An 18835-nucleotide genomic window follows, 5' to 3' on the forward strand; every position below is an offset into this window, starting at 1 on the left:
TTACCCTCGTCCGATGGAGGCGTAGGTGAAGCCGTGGCGGACCATCTCGGCGGGCTTGTAGACGTTGCGCAGGTCCACGACGGTCGGCGACTTGAGCAGCAGCTTCAGGCGGTCCAGGTCCAAGGCGCGGAACTGGTCCCATTCGGTCAGGATCACCAGCGCGTCGGCCCCCTCGGCGGCCTCATAGGCGCCGGCCTTGAAGTCGACGTCCTTGAGCAGGTGCGCGGCTTCCTTGGCGCCCTCCGGATCGAAGGCCTGGACCTTGGCGCCCAGGGCCTGCAGGGCCGGGACGATGTCCAGGCTGGGGGCGTCGCGCATGTCGTCGGTGTTGGGCTTGAAGGTCAGGCCCAGGACGCCGATCGTGCGGCCCGCCAGGTCTTCCAGCTGCATGGCCTTGGCGATCTTGGTGGCCATGGCCTTCTTGCGCGCGTCGTTGACCTCGACCGTGGTCTCGATCAGCCGGGTCGGGGCGCCGTAGTCCTGAGCGGTCTTGACCAGGGCGATGGTGTCCTTGGGGAAGCAGCTGCCGCCATAGCCGGGGCCGGCGTTGAGGAACTTCGATCCGATCCGCTTGTCCAGGCCGATGCCCTTGGCCACTTGCTGAACATCCGCCCCGACCTTCTCGCAGAGGTCGGCCATCTCGTTGATGAAGGTGATCTTCATCGCCAGGAAGGCGTTGGCCGCGTACTTGATCAGTTCGCTGGTCCGGCGGCCGGTGAAGACGATCGGGGTCTCGTTGAGGCTCAGCGGGCGGTAGAGCTCGCGCATCACCGCCTGGGCGCGCTCGTCCTCGGTTCCCACGACCACGCGGTCAGGACGCTTGAAATCCTCGATCGCCGCGCCTTCGCGCAGGAACTCGGGGTTGGAGACCACCGCGAACTGGGCGTCCGGGCGGACCCTCTTGATGATCGCCTCGACCTCGTCGCCGGTGCCGACCGGCACGGTCGACTTGGTGACCACCACGGTAAAGCCGTCGATCAGCCCGGCGATCTCTTCGGCTGCGGCGTAGACGTACGAAAGGTCGGCGTGGCCGTCGCCGCGGCGCGTGGGCGTGCCCACCGCGATGAACACCGCGTCGGCGTCCTTGATCGCCTGGGCCCCGTCCAGGGTGAAGAACAGCCGCCCTTCGCGAACGTTGCGCGCCACCAGGTCATCCAGCCCCGGCTCGAAGATCGGGATTTCGCCTCGCTCCAGCCGCTCGATCTTGCTGGGATCCTTGTCGATGCACGTCACCACGTGACCGAAATCGGCGAAGCATGCCCCCGACACCAGACCCACATATCCCGTGCCAATCATCGCTACGCGCATTGGAACATTCCCCGAAGAAACTCTTGGACCAAATTCATCCGACGCCCTTACCGCGCGATCCAGCTCCGCATAGCAAGGGCAATATGATAGGAAGAACTAGCTGGAGCTGGTTCCTCCACGAAGCTGTCGCGAAGGCGAAGGAGTTAGTCGGGCGCGGTCATTTGTGACCTCGCCTCTGCCTCAGCATGGTGCCAACGCCAAGCGCTGGAGAGGATCGTGTCGAGATCGCGCGACGGTGCCCAGCCCAACTGCTCTCGCGCCTTACCGTTATCGCCGACCAAGACCGGCGCATCGCCGATGCGGCGCGGGGCAACCTGCACCGCCAGCGGCTTGCCTGCGGCCCGGCCCACGCCATCAACGAGCTCGCGCACCGTCGTGCCCGTGCCAGTGCCAAGGTTGTAGGTTTCCGACGAGCCGCCAGCGAGCAGGCGACGCAATGCCGAGACGTGCGCGTCAGCCAGGTCCAGCACGTGGACATAGTCGCGAACGGCCGTGCCATCTCGCGTGTCATAGTCGTCGCCGAAAATCGTGAAGTGCGAACGTTGCCCCATAGCCACCTGGATGGCTAGCGGGATAGCGTGGGTCTCAGGTTCATGCCATTCGCCGATACGGCCTTCGGGATCGGCGCCCGCAGCATTGAAATAGCGCATGACAGCGCTCTTGAACCCGGCATAGCGGTCGTAGTCGGCCAGGGCCTGCTCGATCATCAGCTTGCTACGGCCATAGGGGTTCAGCGGCGCCTGCGGATGGTTTTCCGCCATGGGCAGGCTAACGGGATCACCGAAGGTCGCGCAGGTTGACGAGAACACCATGGCGTTCACGTTAGCGCGGCGCGCGGCCTCGATCAGAGTAATGGCCCCCCCGACATTGTTGTCGAAGAAGACACCGGGGTTCTTGACGGACTCACCTACCTCGATGCGGGCCGCGAAATGTAGTACGGCCACAGGCTTGTGCGTTGAGAACACTCTGTCTAGACGCGCCGCGTCTCGGATATCGCCCTCTTCAAGAGGCCCCCATTGGACATGCTCACGGTGGCCGTTCGACATGTCGTCGAACACCACCGGCCGGAAACCGGCTTGAGCCAGAGCCAAGCAGGCGTGCGAGCCGACATAGCCGGCGCCGCCTGCGACAAGAACGGTCTGCATTGCCACCCCCGACCACGATGGAATAGATCCATCATCGCCATCAATCGCTAGTAAGCGTTTTCCGCCATCAGCAGATGCGGCACGGTCATCAGCAGGATCTTGATGTCACCGCCTAAGGTCCAGCGCTCGATATACTCGTTGTCCGCGTCGATACGGGCGGCCATAGCCTCTGTGGCGCTGGTGCCGCCGCGCAGGCCCTTGATCTGGGCCAGGCCGGTCAGGCCGGGGCGGGCGCGGAAGCGCAGGTGGTAGTTGGCGATCAGCGCGCCGTATTGCTCATCATGGGCCAGGGCATGGGGGCGCGGGCCGACGATCGACATGTCGCCCTTCAGCACGTTGAGGAGCTGGGGAAGCTCGTCGATGCTGGTCTTGCGGATGATACGGCCGAGCGTGGTGATCCGGTCGTCGTCGCGTTTGGCTTGGACGACCTTGGCGCCATTCTCCTGGCACCGCATCGAGCGGAACTTGAAGATCGTGAAAGCCTGACCGTTCAGCCCGCCACGGGACTGCCGGAACAACACCGGACCCGGAGACTCCAGCTTAATCAGCACGGCGATGAAGGCGAGGAGAGGTGCGAAGAACAGCAAAGCGCCGCCCGCTACCAGAATATCCATCGCCCGCTTGAGCGGATCTTGAGCGACCGGCGACGCTTTGACGGCGCACGTTCGCTGTTCCGCTGACGGATTAGATACGATCAGCACGTGGTCCCCACCAGTGTATGTGTCCGGGTCTTTGCCCGATGATTTAGGAAGCCTTTACTAAATCAGCGTTCCGCAAACAACCGCCCGCATCGAGGATTAACCAACCTTTTTTCGCGAAACGCCGATTCTTGCTCGATCAACTGACATTTTCGCCGCGTTGGCAGGCGCCAATCATCGTGAAACACAAAGTTTAGTTAAAAGGGAACAGCGTCTTCAGACGAATAAACTGTGACGAAATGCACATGAGCCCTCCATAACGAGGCCCAAGAAAGGTGCAAGTTCTTGGCGATGCGGTGCAGAGCCCGCCACAAGCCGCCCAATGTTTCTGACTGCTTGGTGCTTTGGTTGACGTCACGAACATCCGAGCCCACGGTCAACAGGCTGCGCCCCGTCCGGCAGGCGAGAACCGACTGCGGCCATATCACTCAACCGGTTCCGGCGGCCAACAACGCTTGGGCATAATCGCGGCGGTCGATGATCGGGCGGCAAAAAGTCAGAGCGCCGTCGATCACGGCAGGCTCGGTCAGCATGGCCTTAAACCAGGCGTTCGCTTCGGCCATGTCACGATGGACGGCGAGCACACGATAGTTGTGTTTCCCCGTGACCGCCGCGGCGGCGGAGACGTAAGGATCCTCGCGCAAGCGTTGCTCCAGCCTGTCGAGATCCAACCCGGTCAGCAGGCGAGTCCGGAGATCGGCGACGCAGTGGCAGATGTCGCCCGGCAGCACGACGCGGTCGATCAGCTTGAGCATGCCATTGCGCTTGAACCGGGCGATGATGCGAAAAGCTGTGGTCGACGACACGCCGAGCATCTCGGCCAGCTCGTGCACCGTGGGCAATGGCCGCCCCTCCAGCCGCGCCATCACCGCCAGATCGGCGGCGAGGTCGTCGCGTGGCGCGGGCGTCCGCTCGGCCGGGGTGGATCCAGGTTTTCGGGCGCTCACGACGCGTCGGCTCCTAGGGCTTCGGCGTGAAGAGTAGGTCGTGATAGTCCCAGCTGAAGTCGGCGATCGGCGAGACGGCCTTCATCGTCACCCGTGCGATCTTGCCGTCGGCGTCAAGATTGAAGGTGACGTAGGCCGGCTCAAGGGCCTTGTCGTCGAAGCGGGTGACGAAGGTGTCGTACTGCCAATGCTCCAGCCGGCCGGCCATGCGGGGCGTCGATCTGAAATCGATACGCAGGCCGTCCGCCGCCTCGGTCACCACGATGTCGCCGTACCAAGGATCGCTGTAGGTCCCCGCGTAGCGCGCCGTCGGCAGCGAGGGTCCCACGCCGGCCGGTTTGGCCTGGACGCCGCCCAACATCTTCAGCGCGCCGCCGACCAGCTGCTGCTTGTAGGCGATGTAGCGCTCTGTCCAGGGCTCGGGCCTGAGACCCAGATAGTGGTCGAGCAGCTCGTACATCAAGCCGCGCGGCAACTCGCCGTCCTCACTGTTCAGCGCGATCGAGAAGCCGGCATTGCGACTGGGGATCAGCACCACCACGGTCTTGAAGCCGAACACCGCACCGCCATGCCAGACGATCTGGGTTCCACGATAGTCCTGGATTTCCCAGCCCAAGGCGTAGGCTTGGAAGGTCGGCTGCGTCACCTCCATGCCGGGCGGCGCCTTGTCCAGCGGCTGGATCACCTCGGGCCGCCACATCGCCTCATGCTGGGCCTCGCTGAACAGGCTTCCGCCGCCAGGCAGAGCGCCATGGGCCAGCTGCAGCTTCAGCCACTTGGCCATGTCGTTGGCGCTGATCGCCAAGCCGCCGGCGGGGGCGGCGCTGGTCGCCAGTTCGTCGCGCTCATCGAGCACCTCCTGGTCTCCCGTCCCGCGCAGCCCGCCGTTCATCCGGGCGTGTGGCTGGGCGCGATTGGGGACGTCGAAACGGCGTCCGTCGGTGGTCGAGGCGCTCATCCCGGCTGGGGCGAAGACGTGCTCGCGGACATAGTCCTCCCAGGTCTGGCCAGTGACCGCCTCGATCAGTTGGCCGGCCACCATGTAGAGAATGTTGTCGTAGGCGTAGCCGCTGCGGAAACTGGTGGCGGGCTTGAGGTAGCGCAGACGGCGTACGGCCTCGGCGCGTGGGATGTTGCTGCGCGGCACGAACAGCAGATCGCCCTGCCCCAGGCCAAGACCACTGCGGTGGACCAGCAGATCGCGCACGGTCATCTCGCGTGTGACCCAGGGATCATACATCTGGAAGCCTGGCAGGCGGTCGGTGACCTTGTCGTCCCACGACAGCTTGCCGGCGTCGACCAGAGTGGCCAGGGCCGCCGTGGTGAAGGCCTTGCCGGTCGAGCCGGTCATGAACAACGTGTCGGCGTCGACCTTCTCCGGCGCGCCCAGCCTGCGGACGCCATAGCCCTTGGCCAGGACGGTCCGCCCCTCGTCGACGATCGCGATCGACAGACCCGGCGCGCCGACCTTTCGGCGCAGTTGCTCGACATGGGCGTCGAAACGCATGGGCGGCGGGACGACGGCGCCGACAGCCGGAGCGGCCTGCAGCGCGGCGGCGAGGACGAGACCGATCATGAAAGCTCCGGTTGTAGGGCGGGCCGCCGGGCGAGACGGACCAGGCCCAGGGTCGCCAGCGGCGCGACGTAGAGGGCGATCAAGGCGTAGGCCAGCAGGCGATAGCCGCCGGCGATCAGGCCGACCAGGCCGACCCGCTCGGCCAGCACCATGCAAAGCAGCAGCAGGGCCAGGGCGCACAGGGCGCGCGCCCGGACGCCGAAGGCGCGGCCCAGCCGGGCCCGGAAGGCGCCGGCGAGGCGCTCGTTGACGGCGTGCACGGCGCCCGTGCCGCTCTCCAGAAGGGCAGCGAAGACCATCAGCTGGAACAGCAGGCGAAACAGCGGGAGATCGAGCTTGCTCAACAGCACGTCGGACGGCAGGGCCGCCCCACCGATCTCGGGCGCGTAGGCGCACATGCAGACGAAGAAGACGAAGGCTGGAATCATGGCCAGGGGCCCGGCGATCAGCCCGGCCGTCACCGCGTCGCGATCGCTGAGCAGATGGCGGGTCACCGGCAAGACGATCACCGCCCCGATGATGTTGTAGCCGGCATAGGTCGCACCGCCGACCAAAGCGCCGGCGCCGACTTGAACCGGAACGGCGAAGGCGCTGGCGATCTTGTGGCCGAAAGCGCCCAAGGCCAGCGCCAGGAACAATGCGTAGACGCCGTAGAGCAGGATCGAAACCCAGGCGAACAATTGCTCGACCAATCGATTGCCGAAGGCGGCGAACAGGGTGACGCCCAGCAGCAAGGCCAGCATGCCGACGACCTTCGGGGCACCTAGCACCGCGTGACCGATCTCGCCCGCCGCCGCCCCGAAAACGGCCAGCACCAGTACCACGAAGACGCCGTAGGCCAGTTCGAAGGCCACCCAGCCACGCCCCAACAGGGCCTGGAAGAAGCCGCGATAGTCCCGCGTTCCAGTCGCCCGTGCGAACAGAAAGGTCAGAACGCACATGCCGCTCCAGACCAAGGTGGCCAAGGTCAGGCCCGCCAACCCACCCCACGGCCCGGCGGGCAGAAAGAACTCGGCGATCTCGCGGCCGGTAGCGTAGCCGCCGCCGATGACCGCGGCCTTGAACGCCAGGCCCGGCAGCAGCCAGCGGCTGAACCAAGCAGGCGAGCGGCCGCTCATGCGAGACAGGAGTCCAGCAGGCGCTCGAACGCCGCTCCGCCGCGCAGCGGATCGGCCACAGGCAGGCCCAGCCGCGCAGCGACCGCGGCGATCTCGGCTTCGGCGGCTTCCGGCGTCAGCTTGCCGGTGTTCAGACTGATCCCCGCGCAGCGGATATCCGGGCTGGTCACCTGCCCTAAGGCGAGAGTCGCCGAGATCACCGCCTCGATCGAGGGAATAGCGAAGCCCGGATGGCCGAGGATCTCGGTGCGGCCCGGCTCGTGGCAGACCACGAAGCTGTCCGGCTGGCTGCCGTGCAGCAATCCCAGGGACACCGCGCCGTAGGCTGGATGCAGCAAAGACCCCTGCCCTTCGATCACGTCGATGTGGCTGGAGGCGGCGGCGGGGCTCAGCATCTCGGCGGCCCCGGCCACGAAGTCGGAAACCACCGCGTCGATCGGCACACCGGCTCCCGCGATCATGATCCCCGTCTGACCGGTGGCGCGGAAGTCGACGTCCAGCCCCCTGGCCTTCAGGCCCCGCGTGATGGCCAAGGCGGCGTACTTCTTGCCCAGCGCGCAGTCGGTGCCGACCGTTAGGATCCGGCGTCCCAGGCGTGGTTTGCCGACGCCGACCGGTATGCCCGTCGGCGGGGTGCGTACGTCGATCAGCCGCCGCCCCGTCCGCTCGGCCGCGGCCTTCAACTCGGGTATGTCGCCGAGGCGGGCGTGCATGCCCGAAACGATGTCCAAGCCCGCCTCCAGAGCCTCGACAAGGCCGGCGATCCAGTTGGACGGTATGATACCGCCGGCGTTGGCGACGCCGATCACCAGGCCCCGCGCGCCCTCGGCCGCGGCCTGCGCCGGCGCCAAGGCCGGCAAGCCAGTGCTGACCCGGCCGCCCGGCAGGACGAACTCGCCGACGCAGCGCTCCCCCACCCAGTCGCGCAGACCGAAAGCGGTCTTGGCGTAGCCCGGCTCGACAGTATCGCCCAGGAACAACAGATAGGGCGACGGCAGGCCGGCGGCCTCACGCGAGACCTCGTCCTGGGGAACTCTGGCGGTGACACTCATGCGATCAGAAACCGGCCGTCAGGCTGAGGCCGATGGTGCGCGGCCGGATCACCCCCGTCGCGATCGCGCCGCCGGGATAGATCGGCAGGCCATTGGCCGTAACCGAGGACGTCGACACCTTGCCATCCGCGTCGGTGGCGTTCTTGACGTAAGCCTCCAATTCCACGGCGCCGAAGCTGATCCCCGCCCGTAGGTCGACGACCTCGTAGGACGACAGCTTGCGCTGCTCGCCGTGGGCCAGACGGTAGTCGGCGTCGAAGCTGCCGCTCTGCTTGCCCATCACCCGCAACGAGGCACCGACATAGGCCTGCTTGTCGCCGATGGACCAGCCATAGTCGCCGTTGAGGCCGAGGCTGAGCTTGGGGGTGAACGGAAGTTGGTCGCCCTTCTTACCGCCGACCAGGTCGCTGGTGTCGCCCGCCAATCGCGCGCGGGTGTAGGCGCCGTTCGCCGACAGCGTCAGGCCGTTCTCCAGCCGCGCCGTTGCGTTGAATTCGACGCCGTCGCTCTTGGCGTCGGCGCCGTTGGCGTTGATGCCGAAGTTATTGACCACGGTGAGCAGTTGAATGCCTTTCCAATCGATGTGGTAGGCGGCCACGTCGAGCGTAAAGCGATGGTCGGCGCTCTCGCCTTTGAAGCCGGCCTCGTAGCTTGTGACCTTGTCGGGCGCGTAGCTGGGCGGCGTGCCGGTGGGTGCGCTGGGCGGGATGACGTTGGGACCGCCAGGGCGGTAGCCCTTGGCCACGCGGCCATAGATGGAGCGGTGCTCGTCCAGCTTGAACTTGGGGGCCAGCGAGTAGGTGAAGACGTTGTCCGACGATCTCAAGTCGCTGTTGACCGGAACCCCGCCGGCCAGGACACCGTCGGCCGCCTGACTGGCGGTCTGCTTGTTGTGGCTGTATCGGCCTCCGACATCGACATCGATGCGGTCACCGAAATGCAAGGTGGCGTTAGCGAAGCCGGCGTACTCCTTGTAGCGCGAATTCAGGTTCAGGTCGGCCAGCAACGGCAGGCCGGTCAGGGACGTGAGCGTTCCGGGCGCGACGGCGACATATTCCTGGTGGACCAGGCCCTTCTCGTCTGTGAAGTAGCCGCCGACCAGCCACTCGAACGGCGCGCCCGCATTCGAAGCCAGGCGCACCTCCTGGGTGTATTTCCGGTTGTTGGTCTTCTGCCCCAGATAGAGGTCATTGGCGACGCCGAACACGGCTTGGATCAGGCCGCTCAGATTGTAGGTGGCGTCGTCGCGCTTAGTCTGGTTCTGCTTGGTGTAGCTACTGGACGCCGTAAGGGTCGCAAAGCCCAGGTCATGATTCAGCAGGGCGTTGTAGACGCGGTAATCGACGTCGGAGAAGGTCGGCACGTACTGCGACAGGGTCGGCCGACCATATAGGGTCTTCAGGGTGTCGGGGTCGCTCTCGACCTCCGTCGGCCCGTCGGCCTTGATGTTCTGCAGCACGGCCGTCAGGCGCAGGTTCGTCGTTTCATTCGGCTTGAACAATAGCGAAGCGCGGCCGCCATAGACCTTGGCGTCGTTGATGTCCTTGTCGACGTCCGAACCTTCCGTCCCGATCGAGTCAATGAAGCCGCCCTCCTTGCGATAGAAGCCCGAAGCTCGCAGCGCCACAGTTTGGGCCAGCGGGACATTGACCACCGCCGTGCCGCGATAAGACGGCGCGCCGCCCTTGGTGTTCTCGAGCGAAACCCGCGCGCGCGCGCTGTAACCGTCCAGATCCGGGGCGTTGGTGACGAACCTCAGCAGGCCGCCCATTGAGCTCGCGCCGTAGAGGGTGCCTTGCGGGCCGCGCAGCACTTCGATGCGCGCAACGTCGAACGTGTCGAAGTCGCCGGCCAGGACCGCGCCATTGACCAGACCGCTGCTCGAGCCGAACGGCGTCTCGTCCATATAGACGGCGACCGTCGAGGCGACCCCGCCTGTATTCACGCCGCGCATGACCAGTCGACCTTGGCCTGGCGTGCTCTGGGTCAGCTGCAGGCCGGGCACCAACTTGAGATAGTCGCTGAAGCTGGTGGCCTGCTGGGTCTCCAGCGTGTCGCCAGACACCACCGAGATCGCCTGCGGAATGTCGATCAGGGTCTGCTCACGCTTTTGGGCGGTGACGACGACCTCCTCGACGGTCGAGACGGAAGGCCGCGGTTCATCTTCGACCGCCGCCGCTGCGGACTGGGCCAGCAGCGCCCCGACAGCGCTGGAAATCAACAGGGTGGCACGCTTGAGCTTCATCCTAATCCCCTCGTGTTGTCGGCGACGACGGCCCAAACCGCCCCGCCCGAGCTCGGACGGATTCTCCGTTCTCGACCTCGGCCCATTACGCGAATTTAATCCCATTTAGGACAATGTTATCCCAATCAGAAAATTGTCAACGCGCTTTGCGGTGCGGATAGGATGGTTCGCGCATTTCGGCGCGACGGACCCAGGGATCGATCAGTCGAAGGAGGATGGCGGCGATGATCGCCAGCGTGGCCAGCAGGGCGAAATAGGCCGTGTGAGGCATCCGGCTCCACAAAGTTCCGACCAGGCCAGCGCTCAGGCTGCCGGCGAAGATTGTCAGGTACCAGGCCGCCACGGTGGTCGCTCCAAATCCGGGGGGTGCCAGGCGCGCAAACAGGCCAAGACCGGTTGGCAGGATGAACAACTCGCCGAAAGTGTAGATCGCGAAGAACAGCACCAACCACAACCAGTGGGCCTTGCCGCCGCTGAACGCCTCGACCACGCAGAGCATCAGGTAGGCGCCGGCCACGATCAGGGCCCCAGTCGCCATCCGCACGGCCGGCGAGGTGTCACGCCCGACATCGGCCCGCCGCTTCCAGCCGGCCAGCAGTACCGGCGTCATGGCCATGACCAGCAGCGGGTTCAGCGATTGGAACCAGGTCATCGGCACGGCCCAGGCGCCAAGCACCCGGTCGACGCCGGTGTCGGCCCACAGGGCCACCGTGTTGCCCGCCTGCTCATAGGCTCCGCGGAAAACGGTCACCGACATAGCCACGGCGGCCAACACGAGAATCGTCGGCAGGCCCAGCCGGCCGCGCTCGACTGGCGGCGCGCCTCTCGTCCGCCCCTGCTCGGCCGGCAGATAGCGCTGCCCCCACAGATAAATCAGCAATCCCGCCAACATCCCCAGGCCCGCCGCCGCGAAGCCGATGTGCCAGCCGAACACCTCGCCCAGCGTGCCGCACAGCAGTGGAGCCAGAAAGCCGCCGATGTTGATGCCCAGATAATAGATGTTGTACGCCCAGCCGCGCCGGGGATCGTCCTCTGCGTAGAGGTCGTTGATCTGACTGGGCAGGCTGGGCAGGAACAGGCCGTTGCCTAGGGCAATGGTCGCCAGGGCGAGATAGAGCAGGCTCTCGAACCCCATCATGAAATGGCCCGCGGCCATGACGCTGGCGCCGACGATGATCGCCCGGCGCTTGCCTAGCAGCCGGTCGGCGATCACCCCGCCGACGATGGGCGTGAAGTAAGCGCAGGCCGTATAGGTCCCGTAGATCAGGGACGCGGTCCCCTGGGCGATCAGGAGCTGCTTGGTCATGTAATAGACCAGCAGGGCGCGCATGCCGAAGTAGGAGAACTGCTCCCACATGTTCGTAAGGAAGAGGACGGTCAGGCCGCGCGGCTGACCGAACCACGGCGAGACCGACGCGGGCCGGCCGCTCATGCGGCGACGGCCGAGGCCGGATCGCCCCAAACGTCCTCGCCCGCCCACACCGCGCCGTCGCTGTAGACGACACCGGGCGGCCGGTCCTTGGCCAGAAAGGTCGGCCCATCCAGGTCGACGAGGTCGCAGACCTGGCCGAGCACGAAGCCGGGCCCCGTGGCCAAGCTGGTGCCGACCATGGTCCCGACCATGACGCCCAGCCCCAGCCGCCGCGCCTTGGCGGCCATCAGCAGCCCCTCGGTCAGACCGCCGCACTTGTCGAGCTTGATGTTGATGACCTGGAAACGTCCGATCGCCGCCGCCACGTCGGCCAGCGACACGCAGCTTTCATCGGCCGCGATCGGGATCGGGCTGGCGACGCCTTCCAATTCGGGCTCGTGGCCGCGCGCCAGAGGCTGCTCCAGCAAGGAGACACGCTGTTCGACCAGGGTCTCGATCAGCCCGTCCAAGTCGGCGCGGACAAAGCCCTGGTTGCCGTCGACGCCCAGCCAGGCGTCCGGGCGGGCGCTGCGGATGGCGCGCACCCGAGCCTGGTCGAGCGGCAGGTCGCCCGTCAGCTTGATCTTGATCGACCGCGCCTGGGCATAGTCCGCAGCGCCTCGGGCCATGACCTCGGGACTGTCGGCCCCGAGGGTGAAGGTGGTGCGTAACGGCCTAGGAGGATCCAGACCTGCCAACCGCCAGACCGGCTGGCCGGTCAGCGCCGCCTCCAGCTCCCAGAGGGCGCAGTCGATGGCGTTGCGCGCACCGCCCGGCGGCAGGATGAAGCGCAGCGCCTCGCGGGTCGGCCAGGCTTCGAGCGCTGCGCGGGCCGCTTCCAGTTGGCCTCGCATGCCGTCGACCGTCTCGCCCAGGAAGAAGACCCCCGACGCCTCCCCACGCCCCCTGGCCCGCCCGTCAGACAGGGTCACGACGATGATGTCGGACGTGTCGAACACATGGCCGGCGATGCGGAAGGGCTGGGCCAGCCGCAGGGTCTCGCTGGCGATATCCAGGGTCAGCCGGCCCATCAGTAATGCACCGAGAAGGCCAGCAGGTGGAATACGAGAGCGACGTAGAACAGCACGAGCATCGCCAGGACCAGGACCAGGCTCCACAGCTTGCGCGCCCAGCCGCGGCCGTCCGTCCAGGTCAGCCACAGGTTCCAGCCGGCGGCGGCCAGGGCGAGCGGCAGCACGATCCAGCCCAATCCCTGCAGGGCCAGCATGACCCCGTCCATGCCTCCAGCCATGGCCGCCGGGCTGGAAGTCAGGGTCGTGACCCCGACGGCCCAGGCCACCACCAGGGCCAGCAGCAAGCCCGCCCCGGCGCGGGCGGCCCGAGACGCGGTCAGCGCCTTGCCCGAGATGTCCGGACTGGCCTTGTAGCGGCGGCGCACGAGGGCGACGAGCGGCCAGTAGAGGAAGGTCAGCAGCACGACGGCGACGCTGGCGATTAGGGCCGGCGTCACCCAGGCGGTGTTCTTGGCCGGGTCCGGACGGTCGAAGACCATGAAGGGCGAACCGAAGTCCCAGCTCCAGCGCACCGGCTTGCCGTCGACGACCTGGGCGGCCAGGCGATCGTGGCCGCCCACCTCGCGCCAGACAAAGGGAGCGATCTCGACCCAGGCCTTGGGGCGGCCATTGGGTCCCAGCACGCTGGGAACGACCAACTCGCCCTTAGGGCCGACCGTGACCTTGGCGTCGCCCAGCATGTAGAACAGCGACAGGAACGTGCTGTCGGCGCGGCGGCTGACCGCCCAGGCGCCGGCCATGGCCTTGGCGTGCTCGGCGGCGGTCTTGGCGTCGACCCGGCCGTCCGGCCCGCCCGCGTACGGCAGGTAGCGGTCCGAGAAGTCGCGGAAGATCGCCGTGCGCAGCACGCCCGCCGCCCCCTCACGCCCCCCGCTGTTCAGCGACAGATAGAGGCCGACACCGTCGTTCAGGTAGAGATGCAGCGACGAATGGAAGCCCTCGGTGTCTCCCAGGTGACCGATCACCGTGCGGCCGTTGATCGAGGTCTGGAAGAACCCCAGCTCCATGCGGTCCAGCGGCCCGATCAGCGAGCGCGGGTTCACCTTGCTGGTCGGACTGTCGTGCATCAGCCGCGCCGTCTCGGCCGAAAGAATGCGCTGGCCGTCCAGCTCGCCGCCTTGCAGGTGGGCGATCATGAAGCGGCCCATGTCCGCGCCAGTCGACGAGGCCGCCCCGGCCGGCGCCGGACCGACGATCTCGAAGCCCTTCGACGGCTTACCCGGCTTGTCGTAGCCCGTGGCGTCCGTTCCCTTCAGTTTGGCGGGCAGCGGTTGCCGGAAGGTGGTGTTGGCCATCTTCAACGGGCCGATGACGTGGCGATCGAGATAGTCGTTGAACTTTTCGCCCGAGACCCGCTCGACGATGTAGCCGGCCAGGGCCGTGCCGTAATTCGAATAGGCCGGGGTCACGCCGGGATCGAAGATGCGCTTTGGAACATGGCCTTTCAGATAAGCGCCCAGTTCCGGCTCGGGCGTGTCGTAGAAGATGAGTTCCTTGACCACTTCCTCGAAGCCGGCCGTGTGGGTCATGAGCTGGCGCGTGGTGATCGGCTTGCCGTTGCGCGCCGGAATCTTGAAGTCGAGGTAGGTGTTGACGTCGGCGTCGAGGTCGATCTTGCCGGCCTCGACCTGCTGCATCACGGCTGTCCAGGTGAACAGCTTTGAAATCGAGCCCGGGCGGAACAGGGTTTTGTACGGATCGACGGGGGTCCGCTTGTCGCGATCGGCGTAGCCAAAACCTCGCGTCGTCAGGATCTGACCGTCCTTGACCACCGTCACCACGGCCCCGGGAATGTCGCCCGTACGCAGGGCGTAGGGCATGTAGCCGTCCAGCCAGAGATCAACGTCGGCCTTGGTCAGGGCCGGCGCGGTCGAGGCCACGGGCGCCGGAGCGGCGGAGGGCGCGACGCCGACCGGCTTGGCGACCGGCGGCGACGCCGTTTCCTGTCTCGTCTGACCGTTTGCGGCGCTCAGCCCCGCCAACAGCGCAAGCACCGCGATCGCGGCTCCCTTGATCGTTCGCATCCTTGTCTTCCCTCGCCAGGCGGCAGGATTGCTCCCGCCCGGCCGAGCCGATAAATTGGGAGACAACTATCCTGATCAGGACAATTGCTATCCTGATTGGAAAATTCGTCAATAACCCATAGGAGTCGCGGCGCGTGCCTTCGAACGTCCACACGCTTGGAACCCTGCTTCGTGGACTGCGCGACCGGGAGGGCTGGACGCTCAAGCAGATGAGCGAAAGGAGCGGAATCCCCGTCTCGACGCTCTCCAAGGTCGAGCATGACCGCCTGACCCTGACCTATGACAAGCTGCAGCAGGTGGCCCAGCGTCTGGGCATGCGCATGTCGGAGCTGTTCGCCGAGGATGACGCCAACCCGCCGCAGGCCGTCACCGCCCGCCGCAGCCTGGGCGAAATCGAACGCGCCGTGCGCGTCGAGACGCCGAACTACGACTACTACTATCTACACACCGAATTGCGCGGAAAGCGCATGATCCCGGTGATCACCAAGATCCGCGCCAAGAGCGCCGAGCAGTTCGGCGATCTCGTGCGCCATGCCGGCGAAGAATACATCTTCGTACTCAAGGGGCGGATCGTGGTCACCACCGAATTTTACGACCCCGTGGTGCTGAGCGAAGGCCAGTCGATCTATCTCGATTCCAGTATGGGCCACGCCTACCTCACGGCCGAAGGCTGCGACGAGGCCGAGGTCCTGGGCGTGATGTCCAGCGAGGACGAAGAGCTGATGAAGGCCCTGCTGGATATCCACGAGGACCAACGGCAGGCGCGACTCTGACGCTCGAATAGCAGCCAGGCCGAGCGCGACACCGGAGGCCTGGCAACGCCTCCGGGCCACGAACTTCCTAAGCGTCCGCCCCGCTCCTAGAATGTCGCGATCAGGCCGAAGTAGTAGCGGCGTCCCATGTAGTAGGTGTCATAGACGTAAGGCGTGCCGCCGCCGATGCTCCGATAATCGTCGGGCGTGAAGCGCGAAACGCTGTCGTCCAGCAGGTTCTTGCCCTCGACGAAGAGCTGCATCGACTTGGTCAGCTTGTACGAGGCCCGGGCGTCCAGTGACTTGGAGCCATTCTTGAAGATCGGGGTGACGACCTTGTAGTACGAGGTCGTCGAACCGCCGCCGGCCGCCGGAATGCGGTTGATGCCGGCCGAGGCGTCGGTGCGGTCGTAGTAGAAGTCGCGGCGTTGATAGGCCACCCGCGCGTTCAGCCGGCCGTCGTCGTACCAGAGATTGACGTTATAGACGTAGTTCGACTGCTTGGCCGGCGGCAGCGCCTTGCCTGAGAAGAGGTCGATCGGCGTGTTGGTCTCGTTGGACTTGGTCTTGGAATAGTTGAAGCCCGCGCCGGTGTATTTCAGACGCCACGGCAGGAAGGTGAAAGCCGTGCGGCCGGCGATCTCGAAACCCTTCTGCTTCAGGCCGCTGGGCCCATCCTTGTAGGTGTTGACCGTATAGGTGTCGCTGTTGATCTCGTAGTTGGTCACGGTGTCAGTGTCGGGATAGCCCGACTTCACGTCGATCGCGTAGAGACCAAGGCTCAGCTGGGTGTCGCGGTTGGGATACCACTCGGCCGACAGGTTCTGAGTCGTGGCCGCGTAGCCCTTCAGCTCCGGGTTGCCGATGCGGCTGTTGCAGCTGTTCACCGCATCGCCGCGGATCGTGCCGGCCGCGTCGTCGTCCTCGGTAGATGGGTCGTTGAACTGGCCCGGATACTGGCTGATCAGCTTCTCCAGCGCCGCGCGCGTGGTGGCGTCCATCTTGCCGCACGTCACCACCGAGTTGCCGGTCAGTTGCAGCATGCTGGGCCGGGCGCGTTGCTTGGCGATCGAATAGCGGACCACGAACTGGTCCTCGATCGGCCACAGGGCCAGGTTGAAGCTGGGCAGGAAATCGTTCGACGTTCGCTTGATGTCGGTCATCTTGCGCTCGACGAACGTGCTGGACACAACCTTGTTCGGATCGACGATCTGGCCGGCGTTCAGGGCCGCCAGGATGGCCGGATCGATGGTCAGGGTGTTGACGATAATCGACGGCTGACCCGCCACGTCGACTTTCTGGTAGCGCACGCCGACATTGCCCGTGACCAGCATCCAGCGAAGCCGCGTCTCGAAGTTGACCATGGCGTAGGCCGAGCTCGTCTTCTCGTTGGTGGAGTAGGACGGACGGTCGTAGGTTTTGCCGTCCGAGGCCTGACAGCGATACAGGCAGTCGATGTTGTGACGGCCAAGGTCGGCGTTCTGACCGAGTTGGGCGAAGAACGACCGGTAGTCGAAGGCCGACCAGCTATCGAGCAGCGTGCCCCGCCCCGGCATGCCGCCGAAGAACTGGCGGCCCGGAATGTCCGCGAGGTTGTTGCTGATCAGGGCTTGGTACTGGTCTTGGGTCAGGGTGTGGATGCGATAGAGCTGATCCTGGACGGTGGTGGTGGGACGGCTCACCGATCCGAACTGACAGGGGGCCGAGGCCGGGGCCGCCGACGGGATGCAGTACTGCACAAGGTCCAGGGCGCGCGCGCGATAGAGCGTCACGCCTGGCGCGATGTCAAAGCCGGCTTCGCGCCAGGTGGTGTTGTCGTGGTCGCGCCGCTGCAGGCCAAACTTCACGCTGGTCAGCGGGCCGAAGTGGTCGAACTCGCGCGTGACATCGATCTGGTAGTTCGCCTCCGTGCTCTTGTCGGCATAGGGCGTGTATTCCAGTTGCGACGTCGCGCTTAGCCCGTTGGCCGCCAGCGCCGGGGTGTAGGACGCTGGATTGTTCAGGTCGACCGACGACGGCGTCAGGATCGTCCAGAGACCGTTCTCGGGCACCATCTTGAAGGTCGCCGACGGGATCGAGGCGACGAAGCTGAACGCGCCGTCCTCGCGCGTGGCCTTGGCCCTGCCGTACTGGGCGCGCGCCTTGACGCTCCAGAGCCCTTTGTTGAAGTCCGCCCCGGCCTGCAGGTAGTGCTGCTGATCGTGCCGCTGGATGTAGCGGTCCTGGGTGGTCCAGTTCAGCGTCGTCGAACCGTTCCCGCGGATCAGGTCGTACTGGGTCACGTAGTGGTTGGGATTGACCACCACGTTGCGCATGCTGGTCGTCAGGACGCCCGCCGCATTGGTCGTCCCCGTGGGACTGGCGACGCTGAGATTGAAGGCGTCGGAGTTCTGATCGCGGATGTTGGGGTTGTACGACGCGAAGACCGTCAGGTGATCGTTGACCCGGAAGTCGGCGCGGAACTGGGCCGAATAGCGCTTATCCTCGCGCACGCCCCGGCTGAAGCGCACCAGCGACGGAACGAAGTCCTCGAACTGCGCGAAGCAGTTGAGACGCGAGTCGGTCTGGCCGGACGCCGGCGCGGGCAAGGCCGCGCAGCCGGCCTTGGTGGTGACCGCCGCGGCGATCGGATCAAAGGGCGTCGTGAAACTCTTGGACGGTGAGTTGTCCTGATCGCCTAGCGGCAGATAACCGGACTGCTTGTCCGAGACGCGCGCGGTGTCCGTCACCGTGCGCGCGTCGTCGTAGGTGAAGTTGACGAGGATGCCGAGACGATCGTCGAAGAACCGGCGCGTGGCGAAGCCGCTGAGGCGCGGCGTCCACTTCTTCTCCAGCGAGTTGTTCTGATACTGGACGTTCAGCTTGATCATCGGCTTGGCGAAATCCAGACCGCCACGCTGCTCGATCCGCACCGTGCCGCCGACGCCGCCCGGCGTCATGTCGGCGGTCTGGCCCTTGATCACGTCGACGCTCTTGATGAGGTCCGAGGACATGTCGCCCAGGCTGGTCACCGAACGTCCATCCTGGTTGCCGGTGGAGAGCATCGACATGCCGTCGACCTCGACCCGCACCAGATCCGCCCCCTGACCCCGGATGCTGAAGCCGCCCTGCTCGCCGTCGTCGCCGACGTCCAGACCGACGCCGGCGATGCGCGCCACGGCCTCACCGACGTTCTTGTCGGGGAAATTGCCGATGTCGTCGGCGACGATCGAATCCTGGTTGGTGGCCGCGCGCTTCTTGCGCTGGATCGCCGATTGCTCGGCCTTGCGCGCGCCGACCACGACGATTTCCTCGACCTGTTCGGTGGCCGCCGTCGCGCCGCCGCTCGTGGCCTGCGCGCGAACGGCGCTGGCGGCCCCCGCGGCAAGCGCCAGGATCGACGCGCCAACCATCAGCCTGACGGCCACGCCGTCGGGTTTGTTCGAGACGTTCATGTTCCCTACCCCGGTATTTCCAGCCCTGAAGTCTTGTCTTGTCGGGCGCGGTCATCGCCGCGCGCCTTGTCTTCTTGGCCCGCGCCAGAAC

At 65.8% G+C, this 18835-nt stretch carries 13 protein-coding genes; 1 reads left to right on the forward strand and 12 read right to left on the reverse strand.

What is annotated here, in order from left to right; translation table 11 throughout:
* From MZV50_RS16535 to MZV50_RS16585, 11 genes are all read right to left on the reverse strand, one after another.
* Positions 1 to 1308 (reverse strand): UDP-glucose dehydrogenase family protein, encoded by a 1308-nt coding sequence (locus tag MZV50_RS16535; RefSeq protein WP_252630396.1) that lies wholly within the window; start codon positions 1306 to 1308, stop codon positions 1 to 3.
* A 143-nt stretch (positions 1309 to 1451) separates the two neighbouring features.
* Complete coding sequence (galE, locus tag MZV50_RS16540) at positions 1452 to 2453, reverse strand: UDP-glucose 4-epimerase GalE (RefSeq protein ID WP_252630397.1); 1002 nt, start codon at positions 2451 to 2453, stop codon at positions 1452 to 1454.
* A 47-nt stretch (positions 2454 to 2500) separates the two neighbouring features.
* Positions 2501 to 3154: an exopolysaccharide biosynthesis polyprenyl glycosylphosphotransferase gene (locus tag MZV50_RS16545; protein ID WP_252630398.1), complete on the reverse strand. Its 654-nt coding sequence runs from the start codon at positions 3152 to 3154 to the stop codon at positions 2501 to 2503.
* A 425-nt stretch (positions 3155 to 3579) separates the two neighbouring features.
* Positions 3580 to 4098, reverse strand: a complete 519-nt coding sequence (locus MZV50_RS16550; RefSeq protein ID WP_252630400.1) for an Lrp/AsnC family transcriptional regulator — start codon at positions 4096 to 4098, stop codon at positions 3580 to 3582.
* A 13-nt stretch (positions 4099 to 4111) separates the two neighbouring features.
* On the reverse strand, positions 4112 to 5674 hold the full coding sequence (locus MZV50_RS16555) for a serine hydrolase (protein ID WP_252630401.1): 1563 nt from the start codon (positions 5672 to 5674) through the stop codon (positions 4112 to 4114).
* Positions 5671 to 6792 carry a hypothetical protein gene (locus tag MZV50_RS16560; protein WP_252630402.1) on the reverse strand — a complete coding sequence of 374 codons (1122 nt, stop codon included), beginning with the start codon at positions 6790 to 6792 and terminating at the stop codon, positions 5671 to 5673. Before MZV50_RS16560 ends, MZV50_RS16555 begins: the two co-directional genes overlap by 4 nt.
* Positions 6789 to 7844 carry a DUF1611 domain-containing protein gene (locus tag MZV50_RS16565; protein WP_252630403.1) on the reverse strand — a complete coding sequence of 352 codons (1056 nt, stop codon included), beginning with the start codon at positions 7842 to 7844 and terminating at the stop codon, positions 6789 to 6791. Before MZV50_RS16565 ends, MZV50_RS16560 begins: the two co-directional genes overlap by 4 nt.
* Before the next feature lie 4 nt (positions 7845 to 7848).
* Entirely contained in the window at positions 7849 to 10089 is a 2241-nt protein-coding gene (locus tag MZV50_RS16570; RefSeq protein WP_252630404.1) for a TonB-dependent receptor, read from the reverse strand.
* A 136-nt stretch (positions 10090 to 10225) separates the two neighbouring features.
* Complete coding sequence (locus MZV50_RS16575) at positions 10226 to 11521, reverse strand: peptide MFS transporter (RefSeq protein ID WP_252630405.1); 1296 nt, start codon at positions 11519 to 11521, stop codon at positions 10226 to 10228.
* Complete coding sequence (locus tag MZV50_RS16580) at positions 11518 to 12531, reverse strand: dipeptide epimerase (RefSeq protein WP_252630406.1); 1014 nt, start codon at positions 12529 to 12531, stop codon at positions 11518 to 11520. Before MZV50_RS16580 ends, MZV50_RS16575 begins: the two co-directional genes overlap by 4 nt.
* Positions 12531 to 14558: a serine hydrolase domain-containing protein gene (locus MZV50_RS16585; protein ID WP_252630407.1), complete on the reverse strand. Its 2028-nt coding sequence runs from the start codon at positions 14556 to 14558 to the stop codon at positions 12531 to 12533. The genes MZV50_RS16580 and MZV50_RS16585 overlap by 1 nt, the downstream gene beginning before the upstream one ends.
* A 134-nt stretch (positions 14559 to 14692) precedes the next feature.
* Between MZV50_RS16585 and MZV50_RS16590 the strand changes: the two genes are divergently transcribed.
* Complete coding sequence (locus MZV50_RS16590) at positions 14693 to 15331, forward strand: helix-turn-helix domain-containing protein (protein ID WP_289781873.1); 639 nt, start codon at positions 14693 to 14695, stop codon at positions 15329 to 15331.
* An 86-nt stretch (positions 15332 to 15417) separates the two neighbouring features.
* Here MZV50_RS16590 and MZV50_RS16595 read toward each other — a convergent pair whose 3' ends face one another.
* Complete coding sequence (locus tag MZV50_RS16595; protein WP_252630409.1) at positions 15418 to 18744, reverse strand: TonB-dependent receptor; 3327 nt, start codon at positions 18742 to 18744, stop codon at positions 15418 to 15420.
* Between the last annotated feature and the right edge of the window lie 91 nt (positions 18745 to 18835).

Source organism: Caulobacter segnis (assembly GCF_023935105.1).
In the GTDB taxonomy this organism is placed as follows: Bacteria; Pseudomonadota; Alphaproteobacteria; order Caulobacterales; family Caulobacteraceae; genus Caulobacter; species Caulobacter segnis_B.